The sequence below is a fragment of the Thalassospira sp. MCCC 1A01428 genome (assembly GCF_002115825.1).
Taxonomy (GTDB): Bacteria; Pseudomonadota; Alphaproteobacteria; order Rhodospirillales; family Thalassospiraceae; genus Thalassospira.
Window position 1 is genome coordinate 53,887 of sequence record NZ_JFJZ01000026.1, and the last position, 14,975, is coordinate 68,861.

At 44.9% G+C, this 14,975-nt stretch carries 14 protein-coding genes and 1 pseudogene; 2 read left to right on the forward strand and 13 right to left on the reverse strand.

The annotated features are described in order from the left end of the window. Nucleotide 1 precedes the first annotated feature (1 nt). The 9 genes from THS27_RS17615 to hutC all read right to left on the reverse strand — a co-directional run bounded on the left by THS27_RS17615 (nucleotide 2) and on the right by hutC (nucleotide 9,476). Entirely contained in the window at nucleotides 2-1,198 is a 1,197-nt protein-coding gene (locus tag THS27_RS17615; protein WP_085593231.1) for a glycosyltransferase family 4 protein, read from the reverse strand. Beyond that, nucleotides 1,195-1,947 (reverse strand): glycosyltransferase, encoded by a 753-nt coding sequence (locus tag THS27_RS17620; RefSeq protein WP_085593233.1) that lies wholly within the window; start codon nucleotides 1,945-1,947, stop codon nucleotides 1,195-1,197. The genes THS27_RS17615 and THS27_RS17620 overlap by 4 nt, the downstream gene beginning before the upstream one ends. 4 nt (nucleotides 1,948-1,951) lie before the next feature. Then, nucleotides 1,952-3,148 carry a hypothetical protein gene (locus THS27_RS26685; RefSeq protein WP_139835632.1) on the reverse strand — a complete coding sequence of 399 codons (1,197 nt, stop codon included), beginning with the start codon at nucleotides 3,146-3,148 and terminating at the stop codon, nucleotides 1,952-1,954. Between the two features lies 1 nt (nucleotide 3,149). Continuing rightward, nucleotides 3,150-4,364 (reverse strand): glycosyltransferase, encoded by a 1,215-nt coding sequence (locus tag THS27_RS17630; RefSeq protein ID WP_085593237.1) that lies wholly within the window; start codon nucleotides 4,362-4,364, stop codon nucleotides 3,150-3,152. Next, nucleotides 4,361-5,008 (reverse strand): class I SAM-dependent methyltransferase, encoded by a 648-nt coding sequence (locus tag THS27_RS17635; RefSeq protein ID WP_085593239.1) that lies wholly within the window; start codon nucleotides 5,006-5,008, stop codon nucleotides 4,361-4,363. The genes THS27_RS17630 and THS27_RS17635 overlap by 4 nt, the downstream gene beginning before the upstream one ends. Then, nucleotides 4,989-6,314, reverse strand: coding sequence for a lipopolysaccharide biosynthesis protein (locus tag THS27_RS17640; RefSeq protein ID WP_139835633.1), 1,326 nt, complete (start codon nucleotides 6,312-6,314; stop codon nucleotides 4,989-4,991). The genes THS27_RS17635 and THS27_RS17640 overlap by 20 nt, the downstream gene beginning before the upstream one ends. Next, on the reverse strand, nucleotides 6,248-7,636 hold the full coding sequence (locus THS27_RS17645) for an undecaprenyl-phosphate glucose phosphotransferase (RefSeq protein ID WP_168184932.1): 1,389 nt from the start codon (nucleotides 7,634-7,636) through the stop codon (nucleotides 6,248-6,250). Before THS27_RS17645 ends, THS27_RS17640 begins: the two co-directional genes overlap by 67 nt. Before the next feature lie 418 nt (nucleotides 7,637-8,054). After that, a complete protein-coding gene (locus THS27_RS17650; RefSeq protein ID WP_139835634.1) occupies nucleotides 8,055-8,423 on the reverse strand; it encodes a hypothetical protein in 369 nt (122 codons plus the stop codon). Between the two features lie 261 nt (nucleotides 8,424-8,684). Then, nucleotides 8,685-9,476, reverse strand: a complete 792-nt coding sequence (gene hutC / locus THS27_RS17655) for a histidine utilization repressor (protein ID WP_085593246.1) — start codon at nucleotides 9,474-9,476, stop codon at nucleotides 8,685-8,687. A gap of 313 nt (nucleotides 9,477-9,789) precedes the next feature. Here hutC and hutH point away from each other — a divergent pair, with 313 nt between their 5' ends. Further along, on the forward strand, nucleotides 9,790-11,319 hold the full coding sequence (gene hutH, locus THS27_RS17660; protein WP_085593248.1) for a histidine ammonia-lyase: 1,530 nt from the start codon (nucleotides 9,790-9,792) through the stop codon (nucleotides 11,317-11,319). 131 nt (nucleotides 11,320-11,450) lie between these two features. Next, entirely contained in the window at nucleotides 11,451-12,683 is a 1,233-nt protein-coding gene (gene hutI, locus THS27_RS17665; RefSeq protein WP_139835636.1) for an imidazolonepropionase, read from the forward strand. A gap of 36 nt (nucleotides 12,684-12,719) precedes the next feature. Here hutI and THS27_RS17670 read toward each other — a convergent pair whose 3' ends face one another. The 4 genes and pseudogenes from THS27_RS17670 to THS27_RS26915 all read right to left on the reverse strand — a co-directional run. Beyond that, on the reverse strand, nucleotides 12,720-13,022 hold the full coding sequence (locus THS27_RS17670; protein ID WP_085593250.1) for an XRE family transcriptional regulator: 303 nt from the start codon (nucleotides 13,020-13,022) through the stop codon (nucleotides 12,720-12,722). Nucleotides 13,023-13,027: 5 nt separating this feature from the next. Next, nucleotides 13,028-13,378: a type II toxin-antitoxin system RelE/ParE family toxin gene (locus THS27_RS17675; protein ID WP_085593252.1), complete on the reverse strand. Its 351-nt coding sequence runs from the start codon at nucleotides 13,376-13,378 to the stop codon at nucleotides 13,028-13,030. Between the two features lie 131 nt (nucleotides 13,379-13,509). Further along, complete coding sequence (locus THS27_RS17680; protein WP_085593254.1) at nucleotides 13,510-14,601, reverse strand: AbrB family transcriptional regulator; 1,092 nt, start codon at nucleotides 14,599-14,601, stop codon at nucleotides 13,510-13,512. A gap of 154 nt (nucleotides 14,602-14,755) precedes the next feature. Beyond that, nucleotides 14,756-14,975: pseudogene (locus THS27_RS26915) on the reverse strand (hypothetical protein); the annotation flags it as partial.

A 14,975-nucleotide genomic window follows, 5' to 3' on the forward strand; every position in this document is an offset into this window, starting at 1 on the left:
CCTAACTGTTATACGTTTCTATAAGCTCGTCGATGTACGATTTTTTATCTAGACGTAAGTACGGATTCGACGAAGTATCAATATCATAATACTCGTTTTTTTCGACATCATTCATTTTTAAAATTAAATCTGCTTCTGATCCTATTTTGAATATTATACCTAATTTATATTTCTGAATGGCCTCGCCTGGCGCAGTGTCTTTTGGAGCAATTATAGGGCAATTACGTGCCATTGCCTCAAACGCCACTAGGCCTTGTGTTTCATATAATCTTGAGGGTATGATTAGCGCAGAGCAACTGTCTAATAGCTGATTTATTTCAGATCTATTTTTCCATCCTAAGAACGACACGCTTTTATATTTTTTTCTAAGATTTTCTTCTAATTCACCAGATCCAACCACAACTCCTTTAAAACCTCCTGCCTCGCAGGCGGAACAAAAAATGTCCACTCCTTTTTCTGGTGAAATGCGGCCAATATATAAAAAAAAATCGTTTTTACGGTTGATATGTTTTGGCCCTATGAGCACGGGCTCGGTAAGAATTGTAGGTAATATTTTTGTTTCTTGTTTTGGGAAATGTTGGTGTATTATTTTGTCGCTAAAATTTGAAACTGATATCATCAGGTTAATTTCTCCTTTTAAAATTTTTAAAAATTGTGAACCAATAAAATGTCGGAGCAGTCTATATGTTTTTACATAGTACGAATTTTTATCGCAATCGGATACGATGCATTTCCATCCCATAGGTTTGTAATGGCATATGTGGTTTTTTTTGTAATTGTATAGTCCTCCATTTGGACATATTATAGAATAATCGTGAATTGTAAGAATTTTTTTTAATTTTCCTCTTTTCTGGTTGAATTTTAAAACACTTGGCGAAAGTCCTTTTAACCAGTTGTGATAATGTAATACTACAGACGTATCCTCTAAATGTATTAAATTTTTTAGTTTCGATCGTGCCTTGAAGTTCCACAAGGATCGAAAAAGCGATATATATTTTTCCTTTCCGGAAAAGCTTATTTTTTGATTGAGATCAGTAAATGGAATTTCAAGATTTATTATTTCTTCATCGGGGGGGCCATCGCAAAAAAAGAAGTGCACATTTTTTCCTCTCTTATACAAGCTTATTGCGCTTTCTATAGCGACCTCTGAGGCTCCGCCATTTCTGTGACCATAATCATTTAATATAATTATTTTCATTTAAATATCCGATGGTATATATAAACGGGGTCAAGTATAAGCTTCGCCAATCTGTACATTATTGGATGTGATTTTATGTTATGCTTTTTACCCATTTCTTTGCAGTGGTTCGAAATTTTCTTTTTGTAGGAGTAAGATGATGTTATGGCTGTTGAGTGTATTCGAAAACTGGCGATTTTGAGCATATATCTTTTGGGCTTTTTGTTTTTTGAGTAACAATCAAAGATAAATTCACCATCCCATGCTATTTTGTTTTTAACATTAAATTTTATCTCCTCAAATACTTCATTTCTAAAAAAGAATCCTTGTTGAAATATGGTTGTTGCGTTGCTAATGTACCGTTCTTTCGAAAAAAAACTCGGGTAAATAGACCTTATTTCTTTCCCGTCAATGTCAATCAAGTTGCCCGCGAAAAAAAATAAATCTGTATTTTTACTTTTTTCCATTTTTTTGACTACTATTTTAAGAATGTCGGGGAATAACCGATCGTCCGCATTCAAAAAATAGTAATATCGACCCTTTGCAACTGAAAATCCTTTATTTAGGCCATCTGCAGGCCCATCATCCTTTTCAAAAATGTGTTCAATATTTTTGTGCTGTCTTATAATTTCCTGACTACCGTCAGTACTCCCTGCATCTATGATAATATGCTGTATCGAAACATCTTTTTGTTGTTGGACCGATTTTATACAGTCCTCAATAAAATCTTTCTGGTTAAAAGATAAGGTAACAATCGAAAAATCATACATTTTCTTATACTTCGCGTTTATTTATAAATATTGCGGCGCTTATCGCTAGAATGGTGATTCCATCAACGTAAGTGGTTCCTCGAATTGTGCAAAAAATAATTCCAACTAAAAAGGTTGGGAGCCACGGAGATGAGTTACAGTAGAGATGTGTTTTAATTGCTTTAAAAACCATGAAAAAATAAAAAAACAATCCAATTAATCCAAACTCAGTAGTGATTTTAAATAAAATTGATGATCCGTCTTCGTTATTAAGTTGAGGGAACATTATGACGTTTGTTAAATTGTAATCTTGGTATGCTGTAGGCATATTCATAATTCCGTATCCAAAGGGATGATTTTTTAGCGTGAATAAACTAACATTGTATCCGTTTAAGAAAACTATTGAAGAAACATTTTCAACTAAAAATCCATTTTTTTGTAATATTCCATATAAAGTTTGATTCACGCGATCAGTTATTTCTGATGGCAGATAACTATATATACTTAAAACTAACCCAACAACAATTAACGACGATATGAGAAAATAAAATGGACTCTTTCTTTTTGATAAAATATATAAAAATATACATGTGAAAAATACGATCAAGAGTGTTGCTGATGGGCAGATGATTAATGTTAAAATAATCATCGCTATTGAAATAATTCCTAATTCCTTTTTAACCCAGGCATAGTGACAAGTTAATAAATAAATGATCGGTGAGTAGCCTATTGCAAGCATGGATGGTTCCGGATATATACCAGTATAGCGTTCAGTTGGTAAAAAATAGTGTGGGTATGAATTTACTGTCGAATGTAATGTTTCTGCTATATTAATTCCGGAAGATATTTCAAATAATTGAAGCATAAAATTTATGAATACAAAAATTTTTATCGCTGCAGGAAGTTTTTTCAGTCCTAAGTGGAAGGAATTAGAAAAAGACAGTAACAGTAAAGGTACAATAAGCGCAGACATCCATGATTTTTGAAATGAAAATAAGCTAACACCTATTTCATGGTTGTAAAGTAGAGATGTTATTGATAGTAACATAAAGAATATAGTTAATATTATATTTCTCTTTGATGTGGTTGACGTAATTAAAACAATTGGCGATAAAAACACATATATAGGTATCGTTATCGAGAATAAAGATATCTGAAGTGGCCATAAAAGTAAGCCTGAAGATAGATAAATTGTTGATGCATTTTCTTTTGATATTTTCATGTCAATTTCTGTTTAGAATTTTTCTATATAATGAAATATATTTTTGCGATGCTTCTGTGACGTCGAATTTTCTCATAAATTCGCTTATATATGAGCGTTTATATTCTCCTGCTGGAAAATTATTTAACACCCATTCAATTCCATTTATAAGAGAAGTTGTACTATTATTCTGAGCAAGATAACCGTTGAATTTGTGCTCTACGATATCTTCAAGACCTGTATCATCAAATGCTATGACGGGAGTTCCACTAGAAATCGCTTCAACTGCTGTTTTCCCGAAAGCTTCTTGAGTGGAAGGCATTAAATAACAATCGGCCATTGCATATATTTTTGAAAGTTCCTCATCGTTGCGAATTTTCCCAAAATTGTAATCAAAAATCCCTTGTTCATTTGGTACTTCTCCAAATGAGTACAACTGTATTCCAAGTTTTTTCTTTATTTTTGATATTTTTTTTATATGAATATATCCTTTGTATATAGCGTTCTGATTTATTGCTCCGCACAAAACTATTTTTCTGTCAGATTCTATTTTTAGTGTTTTGCGAGCTTTGTTTTTTTCTAAGTATGGGAATAATTTTATATTTACCGAGTTGGCGATGTAGTGTGTTGATTTTCCTCTTTTTATGATATTAGTTTTTTTTGCTTCTTTTTCCAACCACTTGCTTATAAAAACATAATGGATCTTATGAGTTATTTCATTCTTCTTTTCGTAAATTTGTGACGAAATGTCGTTGGTTTTCGGTGCTCTTAGAATACGGCAATTGCCACATCCCGTTATATAATTGCTACAATTTAGAGAATAATGGCAACCGCCGGTGAAGGGCCACATGTCTCTGACTGTCCATACTATCGGAGTGTTGATTTTCTTAATGTCATTAATACTAATCATGGAGTTGTTTATCCAGTGAAGGTGAACTATATCCGGATTTTCTTTTTCGATCAGCCTTAATAAATTTATACCGTATCGTCCCGTGGAAAATAGATCTCTTTTTCTGGGCGCATACGGTAGTAATCTTAATTTCTCAATTCGAGACTTTCTGGTTAATAATTCTGGGTTTATGAAAATTTCATTTTCGTTATTATTTATATTTCCCGGTGATGTAAAAATAGATTCTATTCCTTCTGTTATTAGTGCTTTGTGTAACCAATATGCGCCCCTTCCAGCTCCACTGTAAATATCAGCTCCACTAACATGTAAAATTTTAATTTTTGTCATGTTCTTTTTTCTAATACAAAAAAATGATGGTATGGGTTTAGCGGTGCTCTGTAACTTTTTTTTATAATAGCTATCTCGCTAATATCATTTTCGATTTTTTTCAAAGGGTATTCTTTTTTGTTTATTTCCCAGTAATGTTGCCCATCAAATTTGTGTTCTTTTCTTTTTTGGAATATTTTTTTTATCTGAAGATTCAATTTTAATCCTCTTGGTAGTTTTGCTTGAAGGGGATAAACTATTTCAGCGTCTGGTAAGCTAATTATTATCTTTTTTCTAGAAACACGGATCATTTCTTTAAGTGCGATCAGACTATCCTGGTATTTCACGTGTTCTAGCATTTGAAAAGCACAGCAAACATCAAATGAATTATCACTAAGTGGAATATTCGTTGCTGATGCGATAATATCTGGATGTGTATCTTCTACGTAATCTAACGTAGTTACATTAATTCTGTCCATATTTAATAAAGTTTTAAGTAAGCCATTTCCTGGTCCGATTTCGAGAACAGTGTTAGGTTCTATTTTCGTTATTTCATTTATTTGATGCCAGATACTGGCCCACCTTTCGGGAGTTAAATATTTCGAGAATTTGTAATGATCAGATAAAACTTGGGCTTCATATTTCTTATACATATTCTTTCTCATGGTTTTTCAACTCCCTATATCCCCATGTTATTAATATAACGTAAAAAAACGCGGAGGTCAGTGAGTATAATTCAATAGTTGTCATTGGGTTATATTCAAAATAGAAACATGCGGCTAAAGAAAATAATTTTACAACAGTTCCTGTTGCTTCATATATAAATAATTGTTTTTGTTTGTGTATTGTGGTGAGGCTAGCTACGATAGGTTTGTTTATGACCATAAACACTAGCCATATTACAAGCGCAGATGCGTACTTACCTGAATTTATCCATACTTCGCCAAATACTATGCGATATATTTCAGGGGAAAATATATAAATAAAAACCGCCATTGGTAGTGATGCTAAAAGCAAAAATACTGTTACCTTTTTTAAGGCTTTATTTTTTGTTTCGCGGGAATCATTTGACGATGTTAAGTGTGAGTAGTATATTTGAAAGGTCGCTGTTGCAATTATATTAACTGGAATAAATAGCGTGTTCATTGCCATTGCATAATAGCCAGTTTGTTCTTTAGATGAAGTTATGCTTAAAAAGAAGAGTGGAAGTGAAATCGAAACGATGCTTAGAAGTTGTTGCGGCGTTCTGTATATTATTAAATCTTTATTTTCCATTATTGTCTGGATTTGTTTTTTAAACGTTGGCTTAGAAAAATAATAATTTTGTGTGTGTGTGATAAAGGTAACTATTTGTATTGTTTGAGATATTAGTGTTGCTGTTATTAGAGTGAAAAAGGTGTTTGAGATTAGTGATCCAAATATTTTTATTGAACTTGAAGATATTGATGCTACAATGTTAGATTTTGGAATTAATTTTAAATTTTTTGTTTTTATGGCGATGCTAGTGTATATGTTTATATGGCTAGAAAATATTATGTAAATTGGAAGTGCTGCAATCCATATGGCGTGTTCGGTGTTTATTTTTTTATCTTCCATGTAGAAATAAATGCATAACGTTACAAGTGTTAGTATGGAAAATACATATGAAATATTTTGTGCTGTTTTTATAAGGACGAATGTTTTTTCATGATTTTTTTCTAAAGGTATTCCGAGAGGTAAAGATAGAGTTGCACAAGAAGAAATGATCTCACCCACTGAAATAAAGTAACTTAATTCTCCTATTGATGATGGTTCATAAATTCTTGAAATAATTGGTAGTGACGCAAAGATAATTATCTTTGACGTGGCATTACCAATTATGAGTGATAACCAGGAAAAAATCATTTTTCTTACTGCTAAGGGGGTTAGTAAGCATTCCGGTGAACAAACCCGTTCACCAAGGTCATAAACATAATTCGCAAATCCAGCCACGGCGACCAGTTCTGGATATAATACATATCGTGCAGTACACGCTGGCGCATTTTTTCATCCGTGTCGGTTTCGCCGCGCCAGCCGTTGATCTGGGCCCAGCCGGTGATGCCGGGCTTGACCCGGTGGCGGGCGAAATAGCCATCAATACGGGTACGGTAAAGTTCGTTATGGGCTGTGGCGTGGGGCCGGGGGCCGACGAGCGACATATCGCCGCGCAGCACGTTGAAAAGTTGTGGCAGCTCGTCCAGGCTGGTTTTGCGCAGGAACGCGCCCAGGGGCGTAATGCGCGGGTCGTTGCGCCGCGCCTGTTGCACTTTTTCCGGTGTATCGGTCATTTTATCCACATACATGGAGCGAAATTTCATCACGCGGATTGTCTCGCCATTAAAGCCGTGGCGCAACTGCGCAAATAGCACCGGCCCCCGGCTGGTGAGTTTTACCGCAATGGCAATACCCAGCATGAGCGGGGAAAGGAGCGTAAGGGCAATCGCGCCGAGCACCATATCTTCGAGCCGTTTAACCCACCAGCCCCGCTCGCCAAAAGGCCGCATGGCCCGGCGCAAAAAGGGCAGGCCCGCCAGAATAACCCATTCGCTGGCAACATCCCCCGCCTGGCCTTCGTTCAGGTCTGAAATTTCAACCAGGTCTGATGAAATGGCACCAACATCATCAAGAATATCGGCATAGCGGATTTTGTCGCTGGAGCTTACAGCCATCACCACAATATCGGGCCTGGCCTCGCGCATTTCCCACAGCGCATCACGCAGGCTTTCTTCTGCGTGGTCATCCTGAACGATCCTGCAGTTATGGACAATCGAGAACTGGTGGCTTTCGGCCCGCGCCCGAAGCTGTGAGATCACCAGGGGTTCCGGTGCGCTGGAAACAAGCGCGATCCGGGGCCGAAAATGGCCCGCAATGCCCTTGCGCCGCAGCCAGATGAAAACGCCAACCCGCAATGCAAGCAGCAATCCCGTTCCCGCAAGCAGCGAGTACCCGGTCCATAAGCGTGAAAAATCCTCGGATACTTTTGCAAAATAGGCGAAGACCAGCAACAGGGCGTAGGTCCCCAATTGTGCCGTAAGCAGGCGGAACAGGCCAATTTGCATGGTTTCGGGGTTAAGCGTTGCATAGCCCCGGATCAGCACCATGACCATTAAATAAAGCAGGGGCGCCATGAAGGTGGGAACAAGAAAGCCATCAGGGGGAAAGAAGGCGTCAAATCGCAAAAACGAAGCAATCATCGCGCCGAGCAACAGGACGATGACATCGCCCAGTGCAAAAAGGTCGCGTAGAATTGCCTGATTTCTGCTGTGTGTTAACACCCAGCAATCCCCCATCATTGCCGTGCGGCCATTGATGAGCCGCCGTTATTTATGTCCCACTATACGATCAGTAAGGCGTGTTAATACGCACCCGACCGTAATGTTCATGCAACCAGTGTCCCAAAGACTGGTCGAACGTATAATCCTTCTTAATGACGTGCGTAGCAAGCTGACACTGCAAAAGGAACTGTCCAAAGGAATAGGTGGGGCAAAATTGCAGCCCGGTTTACCGCCAGAGCAGATGTAGGCGGCATGTGACATTGATTTAAGCTATTGTAACCAATTGCTTTATCATACCGATCAGCAGGTGAAATTTGCCATGGTGTAACAGAAATATTTAATATTTAAAATGAGCTGCGGCGGTTAATTTTGACCATTGAGTCAGGATCGGGCGAATCCGCGATGCGTCGCGGGCCGGTTAACCGGCTTTGCGAACGATTCCGGCAATCAGGATACCAGCCAGAACCCCGCCCAGGCTTGCAATCATGTCTGCCAGAGATGCAATACGTCCATTGCCAAAATGGGCCTGCAAAAGTTCCAGCCCTGGTGCGCCAAGGGCGACCACAAGAACAAGGAAAACGCTGAGCATGCGACGGCCACACACCATGATGGGCCAAAATGCCATGGCGGCAAAAACGCTGACATGAACAACCTTATCGAGGTTATGTTTGTCGGTAACGGCGTATCGGCGTTCGATCCCGGCATAAGCAATTACAACCAGCCCACATACCCACAAAAGCAGCAAAATAACCCGATAACGATAAAGCCAGTCTTTAAGCTGAAGCATAAACCCGGCCGTTTTTGGGGGAGTGTTTTGGGTATCCAATGATTCAGCCAAATGTGTTGTTGCCGTTGATGCGCCAGAAGGGTTTGTTGCATGGTGCGACACATGCGCTGGTTGCTCGAGCATGGGGGACATCCTGAAAGTGCCGGATATGCACAATCCGGATTATTGCACGGCGATATTATTTTAAAGCCCAACAGCAATACATCACGCCAGACAGAGCATCAACCATGATCCGGGATAGGAGCTATCAGGCAACTGGCTTTACCCGTCGCTGGGATGCTGTGGGGCAAAGTGCCCGCCAAGCTGGTAACTTTCGCCCGGATGGGTGAATTTTGCCACTGTAATGGGGGTGCCGTGAAACCAGGTGCGCCGATGTAATACCAGGCACGGTGCGCCGTGGGCGATATCCAGGCGTTTGGCGGTGGTGTTATCTGCTGCTATTGCTTCGATCAAATGCTGGGCATCTGAATAGGGGGCGTTGGCCAAAAGCCAGGCCGCAGCGGTAATATCCCTGAAATCCTGTTGGGCAAAGGCCGGGGCGGCGGCAAGGTTAACCCAGCGGTCCTCGACCTGAACAGGAACATTTTCTTCGCGGTGCAGACAGACAAAATGGCACAGCGATGCCCCCGGTGTCAGACCAAACCGGGTTGCAAGGGGGGCATCGGCGGCCACGGTATCAAAGGTTATAATTTCGCTATCATGGCGGTGCCCGCGGGCGCGAATATCGCGGTCAATTGCGCGAATTTCCAATATCGGTGATTGCCCTTTGCGATCGGCAACATAGGTGCCGGCCCCTCTGGTGCGGGTTAAAACGCCTTCCGCCACCAGTTCGCGCAAGGCGCGGTTTACCGTCATGCGCGATGCCCGAAAAACCCGGACCAGCTCCATTTCGGTTGGAATTTGCTGGCCGGAAATCCAATGCCCGGAAATGACATTGCGCGCCAGTACCCGTTTGATCTGGGCATAAAGCGGGCCATTACCATCAAGGGTCAGGTTGGTAGCGGACAGCGTTGCAGGCAAATCCTGGGTCAAGAAACGGGCCTTTTTCGTCATATCTGATGTTGCCACCGGCGTAAAAGGGGCAATCGAACCAGGGAGCTAAACACGATTTCGTTAAATGTATAGATCTTTTGTCTGCGTGTAATGCCGGGAAATGTCAAAAATATCGCAATATTCAGGCATTTTCCCCCGAAAACCTTTCTCTTGCCAAGTTGACAAAGAGCGATTTATAGATTTGTATATACATATTGGATCAAAAGAAGGCCTTTGGCCCGGCAATTTGCCGGCGGGGGTCTATTGATGCCGGTTATGACGTCGTAATCACCGTGCCCCAAACAGGGCCTTAACCTGCCGATGGTGAAAAATCATGGAAACGATCAAGCTAATCCCGGGTGAATTGACACTGGCCCAATTGCGCAAAATTGCCGCTGGCAATGTGCAGATCGATATTGACGATGCCTGCCGGGAGCGGGTTGTTATCGCCGCCGGCACGGTGGAAGAAGTGTTGAAACGCGGCAAAAGCGTTTATGGCATCAATACCGGCTTTGGCCTGATGGCAAAAACCCGCATTGATGAAGACAGCCTGCGCGATTTGCAGCGCAATCTGGTGCTCTCGCACTGCACCGGCACGGGGGATCCGCTGTCTGATGCGGTGGTACGGCTGGTTCTGGCATTAAAAATCACCAGCCTTGCTGCCGGGCATTCCGGGGTGCGACCGGTGGTGATCGATACCCTGATCGCGCTGTTTAATCATGGCATTTACCCGCTGATCCCGGCCAAGGGGTCGGTCGGGGCATCGGGCGATCTGGCACCGTTGGCCCATATGAGCCTGGCCTTGATTGGCGAGGCCGAGGTCCGCCATGAGGGTACCGTTATTTCCGCCACCGAAGGCCTGGCCAAAGCCGGGGTAGATGCCGTGACACTGGCGCCAAAAGAAGGCCTGGCCTTGTTAAACGGCACGCAGGTTTCAACCGCCCTTACCCTGTTTGGTTTGTTTGCGATCGAGGATAATTTTGCGTCTGCTGTTTTGGCCGGGTCGGTTTCGGTTGATGCCGCCAAGGGCAGCGATACCCCGTTTGATGCCCGCATTCATAAATTGCGCCGTCAGCCCGGGCAAATTGCTGTGGCGGCCAAATATCGCGAATTGCTGGCAGATTCGGAAATTCGCCGGTCTCATGCCGATTGTGACCGGGTGCAGGACCCCTATTCATTGCGCTGCCAGCCCCAGGTGATGGGGGCGTGTCTGGATCAGATCAACCATGCTGCCGCCATTCTGGAGCGTGAAGCCAATGCGGTGACGGATAACCCGCTGATCTTCCCCGATGAGGGGGATATTTTGTCGGGCGGGAATTTTCATGCCGAACCGGTGGCCTTTGCCGCCGATATTCTGGCGATTGCGGCATCGGAAATTGGCGCGATTGCCGAACGCCGTATTGCCCTGTTGATCGACCCGGCAATGGTCGATCTTCCCGCTTTTCTGGTGGAAAATGGCGGGCTTAATTCCGGCTTCATGATTGCTCAGGTGACGGCGGCGGCCCTGGCATCGGAAAACAAAACACTGGCCCATCCGGCATCGATTGACAGTTTGCCAACCTCGGCCAATCAGGAAGATCATGTGTCGATGGCAACCTTTGCCGGGCGGCGTCTGGCTGATATTGCCGATAATGTGAATGGCATTATTGCGATTGAAATGCTGGCGGCCTGTCAGGCGATTGAATTTCGCCGCCCGATGACATCCAGCGATGCGCTGGAAAAAGTTATTGCATCGGTCCGCGCCGTGGCCGCGTTTTATGACAAGGACCGTTATTTTGCCCCCGATATTGCAGCGGTAAAGGCGCTTTTGAAATCGGCTGCCATTCATGGCTATGTCGATGATTTGCTGCCCAGTTTTGCCTGACCGGTTTTGTATCCCCGATGTATCTGCGGCACATCGGGGATACGGAACGGTTCTTGACCCGGCCCGGTGAAGCGTGCATTTAATTGTCTATACATAAAGACTTTGGCAAACACCAAAACAGGGACAGCATCATGTGGGATCATATCTGGATCAACGGCCATTTTGCCACCATGAACCCGGCCATCAAGCAGCCTTACGGGGCAATCCCCAATGGGGCGATGGCGGTGCAGGATGGCAAAATTTGCTGGCTGGGATTGATGGATGATCTGGCCGATGCACCGGAACAACTGGCAAAGTCTGTAACCGACCTTGCCGGTGCCTGGGTAACACCGGGGCTGGTGGATTGTCATACCCACCTGGTTTATGGTGGTAACCGGGCGGATGAGTTTGAAAAACGCCTGAATGGTGTCAGTTACGAAGAAATCGCCCGGGCGGGCGGGGGGATTCGGTCCTCGGTCACCGCAACCCGCGCTGCCAGCGAAGATGATCTGGTAAAACGGGCGCAAAAACGGTTGAACAATTTGCTGCGTGAAGGTGTCACCACCATCGAAATCAAGTCCGGTTATGGGCTGCGAACCGAAGACGAAGCCAAAATGTTGCGCGCCGCGCGGCGTTTGGGCGTTGAGAATAATATTGATGTGGTCACAACATTTTTAGGCGCCCATGCATTACCGCCGGAATATGCGGATGATGCCGACGGGTATATTGACCTGGTTTGTTCGCAAATGCTGCCTGCCATTGCCGCCGAAGGGCTGGCTGATGCGGTGGATGCGTTTTGTGAAAACATTGCCTTTAACACCGATCAAACCCGCAAGGTGTTTGAAGCCGCACGCGCCCATAATTTGCCGGTCAAATTACATGCCGAACAGTTAAGCGACCAGAAAGGCAGCATTCTGGCGGCTGGTTACCATGCCTTGTCGTCGGACCATTTAGAATATCTGGAAGAAGACGGTGTGGCGGCGATGGCACAAGCCGGGGTGGTGGCGGTGTTGCTGCCCGGTGCGTTTTACTGTTTGCGCGAAACCAAATTACCGCCGGTTGATTTATTACGCCAGCACGGTGTGGATATTGCGATTGCCACCGATAGTAACCCTGGCACATCGCCCGCGTTATCCCTGCTGTTAATGGCAAATATGGCCTGCACCCTGTTTCGCATGACCCCGGAAGAAGCATTGGCCGGGATTACCCGCAATGGCGCGCGGGCTTTGGGCCGGGGCGATAGCCACGGAACGCTGGAAACCGGCAAGGTCGCCGATTTTGTGGTCTGGGATATCGACAGCCCGGCCGAGCTTTCCTATGCCATGGGGGGCAATCCGTGCAAAGCGGTGGTTCGCCAGGGTAATTTGCGTGACATAGCAGTCTGAGTGGCTGCTGTGTGGATAATGCCTTGATGCCTGTTTTTATACAGAAAACCCGTAATGGGTGCCGTCGGGAAGCTCTACATCAATGCGTAATTTGCCACCAGATGCTTCGACATAACGTTTGAGAGATGAGAGCCGCAGGTCACGTCCCGGTTGTTCCATATCGGAAACAGTCGGCTGCTTGATGCCCAAAGCGGCTGCAATATCGCCCTGTGTCAGATTCATGCGTTCGCGAAGTTCAGCCAAATGAATGTTGATCAACATTTCGGTTGCCGCCTTTTGTGCTTTCGCAACAACTTCGGGCTTTTCGCTCGCCAGTATTTGATCAAGCGTTCTCGCCATAATGCCTAATCCTTTTTCAATTTTGCCAGATGTGCTGCAAACTCGCGATCTGCGATCGGAATCATCACATCATAAAACCGTTTCTCATCGCTGGCCTTGTTTCCCGCACAAAGAACTATTCCTTTTCGGTCGGGGTCAAAGGCAAAGAACGCCCGAACAGGGTCTCCCTTACTTTGAATTCGCAGCTCTTTCATGTTGCGATAGGAAGAACCATTTACTGTGTCTGCGTATGGCCTCGATAGCATTGGACCTCGTTCCCGAAGCACGATCATTGATGCGAGGACATTGGCGCGATCCGTATCATCCAGAGCATTGAACCAGTCATCAAAGGTATCGGTTGTCTCGATGGTCCACATGACGGTTCCCTGCCTGTTTATAGGTTAAATACTATATCGCTTATAATCTATGTTCAAGAATAAGCTGATTGTGAAGCGGGTAATTTCGCCAACCCGCGTAGGTTCTTTTTCGTGGAAATCGAGGGTGACTGTTATTTGTTGTGCGTACTTTTTTCGAAATGCCGTTTTTGCAGCCAGCGCGCCAGCATCGGGGCCAGTAAGACAATTTCAAAAATGCGGACGATGTGGTGAAAGGCGACAAAGCTGGGTTCGATATTAAGGGCCAGCGCAATGAGCGACATTTCGGCAACCCCGCCTGGTGCAAAAGCCAGTAATACCGCCATAAAATTTAAATCCAGCCATTGGGCGACGAACCATGAAACAAGCCCGGTAAAGCCCAGAATAACCACCGTTGCGGCCACGGCATAACCGGCAAGACGAACCAGAAACGCCAGTTTGACCCCGGCAAAGCGGCTGCCAATGGCGGAACCTAAAATCCACAAGCTGCCATCCATCAGCCATTGCGGTAAATTACCATCAACCACGCCACTGATATGCAAGGTGGCACTGGCCAGCATGGCACCGGTCATTTCGGCAGCAGGAATGCGCAGTCGGCGAAAAATCAGCACGGTAACAATGGCACATATAGCTGTAAGCAAGCCATCTTCAAGGGACATGACGGTGGCGGCATCGCCATGACCATTGGCAACGACGCCGGTAATCATCATGACAATCATGGGGGCCGACATTACCAGCAGCAACACCCGCAACCCCTGGGTCAGGGCAATTTCCTGTTCATTGCCACCCGCTGCCGCGCCAAGAACCACCATCGGTGTCAAGCCGCCCGGTGTCGCCGAAAACAGGGCGGTTGCCGGGTCCAGGCGGGCGATTTTGGCATAAAACCACGTAATGATCGCGGTAATGATGGGGACATAAAGCAGCACGGCAATCATGCTGATCGGCCAGCGCGCTGCCTGGTCGATGGTATCTGGTGTAAATGACCCGCCCAGAAACACCCCGATCACGCCCAAAATCATGGCGCGAAATTTCATCGGGATCGCCATAGGCACACGCAGCAGGGCAAATACGAATGTCGCCAGCATTGGCCCCATCATCCAGGCTAGCGGCATGGCAATATAATGGGCCGCCAGCCCGCCAAGCATACCAATAAAAAGCCCGGTAAATAAAAGCCGGAAAAAACGGGGCGTCAGACTGGCAAGGAAGGCGTCGGTTTTTGCGGGCATGGGCGATTTCCGGACAGGGGCTGTGTAATGGGTGAAAAAGGATAATCGTCCCTAGATACGGGTAAGCGATACGGGCGACCAGACAAAACCGGTAAAACCGGGTAAAAAAGGGCCGGGTTCGCATGGTGAAACCCGGCCTTTTGATGTTCCCGCCTTAAGGCGCGACTGTCGGGTCTTTTTTCGGACGCAGGAAACGGCCAAAAACGAACGGGGCGATAAAGCCGACAATGGCCAGCACCCAGATGGCAATCGTCAAGGGCGACCCCCATAATGTACTGACATCGCCATTGGAAATTTCCAGCGCCCGGCGCAGGTTCTTTTCCATTTCATTGCCCAGCAGAATGCCCAGAATAATCGGCACAGTCGGAATGTTC

Bases quoted from the DNA above. Each gene is read 5' to 3' on its own strand.
- THS27_RS17615 (WP_085593231.1), bottom strand. From the start codon at position 1,198: ATGAAAATAATTATATTAAATGATTATGGTCACAGAAATGGCGGAGCC.
- THS27_RS26685 (WP_139835632.1), bottom strand. From the start codon at position 3,148: ATGAAAATATCAAAAGAAAATGCATCAACAATTTATCTATCTTCAGGC.
- hutC (WP_085593246.1), bottom strand. From the start codon at position 9,476: ATGACGAAAAAGGCCCGTTTCTTGACCCAGGATTTGCCTGCAACGCTG.
- hutI (WP_139835636.1), top strand. From the start codon at position 11,451: ATGTGGGATCATATCTGGATCAACGGCCATTTTGCCACCATGAACCCG.
- THS27_RS17635 (WP_085593239.1), bottom strand. From the start codon at position 5,008: ATGAGAAAGAATATGTATAAGAAATATGAAGCCCAAGTTTTATCTGAT.
- THS27_RS17670 (WP_085593250.1), bottom strand. From the start codon at position 13,022: ATGGCGAGAACGCTTGATCAAATACTGGCGAGCGAAAAGCCCGAAGTT.
- hutH (WP_085593248.1), top strand. From the start codon at position 9,790: ATGGAAACGATCAAGCTAATCCCGGGTGAATTGACACTGGCCCAATTG.
- THS27_RS17675 (WP_085593252.1), bottom strand. From the start codon at position 13,378: ATGTGGACCATCGAGACAACCGATACCTTTGATGACTGGTTCAATGCT.
- THS27_RS17630 (WP_085593237.1), bottom strand. From the start codon at position 4,364: ATGACAAAAATTAAAATTTTACATGTTAGTGGAGCTGATATTTACAGT.
- THS27_RS17650 (WP_139835634.1), bottom strand. From the start codon at position 8,423: ATGCTTCAGCTTAAAGACTGGCTTTATCGTTATCGGGTTATTTTGCTG.
- THS27_RS17680 (WP_085593254.1), bottom strand. From the start codon at position 14,601: ATGCCCGCAAAAACCGACGCCTTCCTTGCCAGTCTGACGCCCCGTTTT.
- THS27_RS17620 (WP_085593233.1), bottom strand. From the start codon at position 1,947: ATGTATGATTTTTCGATTGTTACCTTATCTTTTAACCAGAAAGATTTT.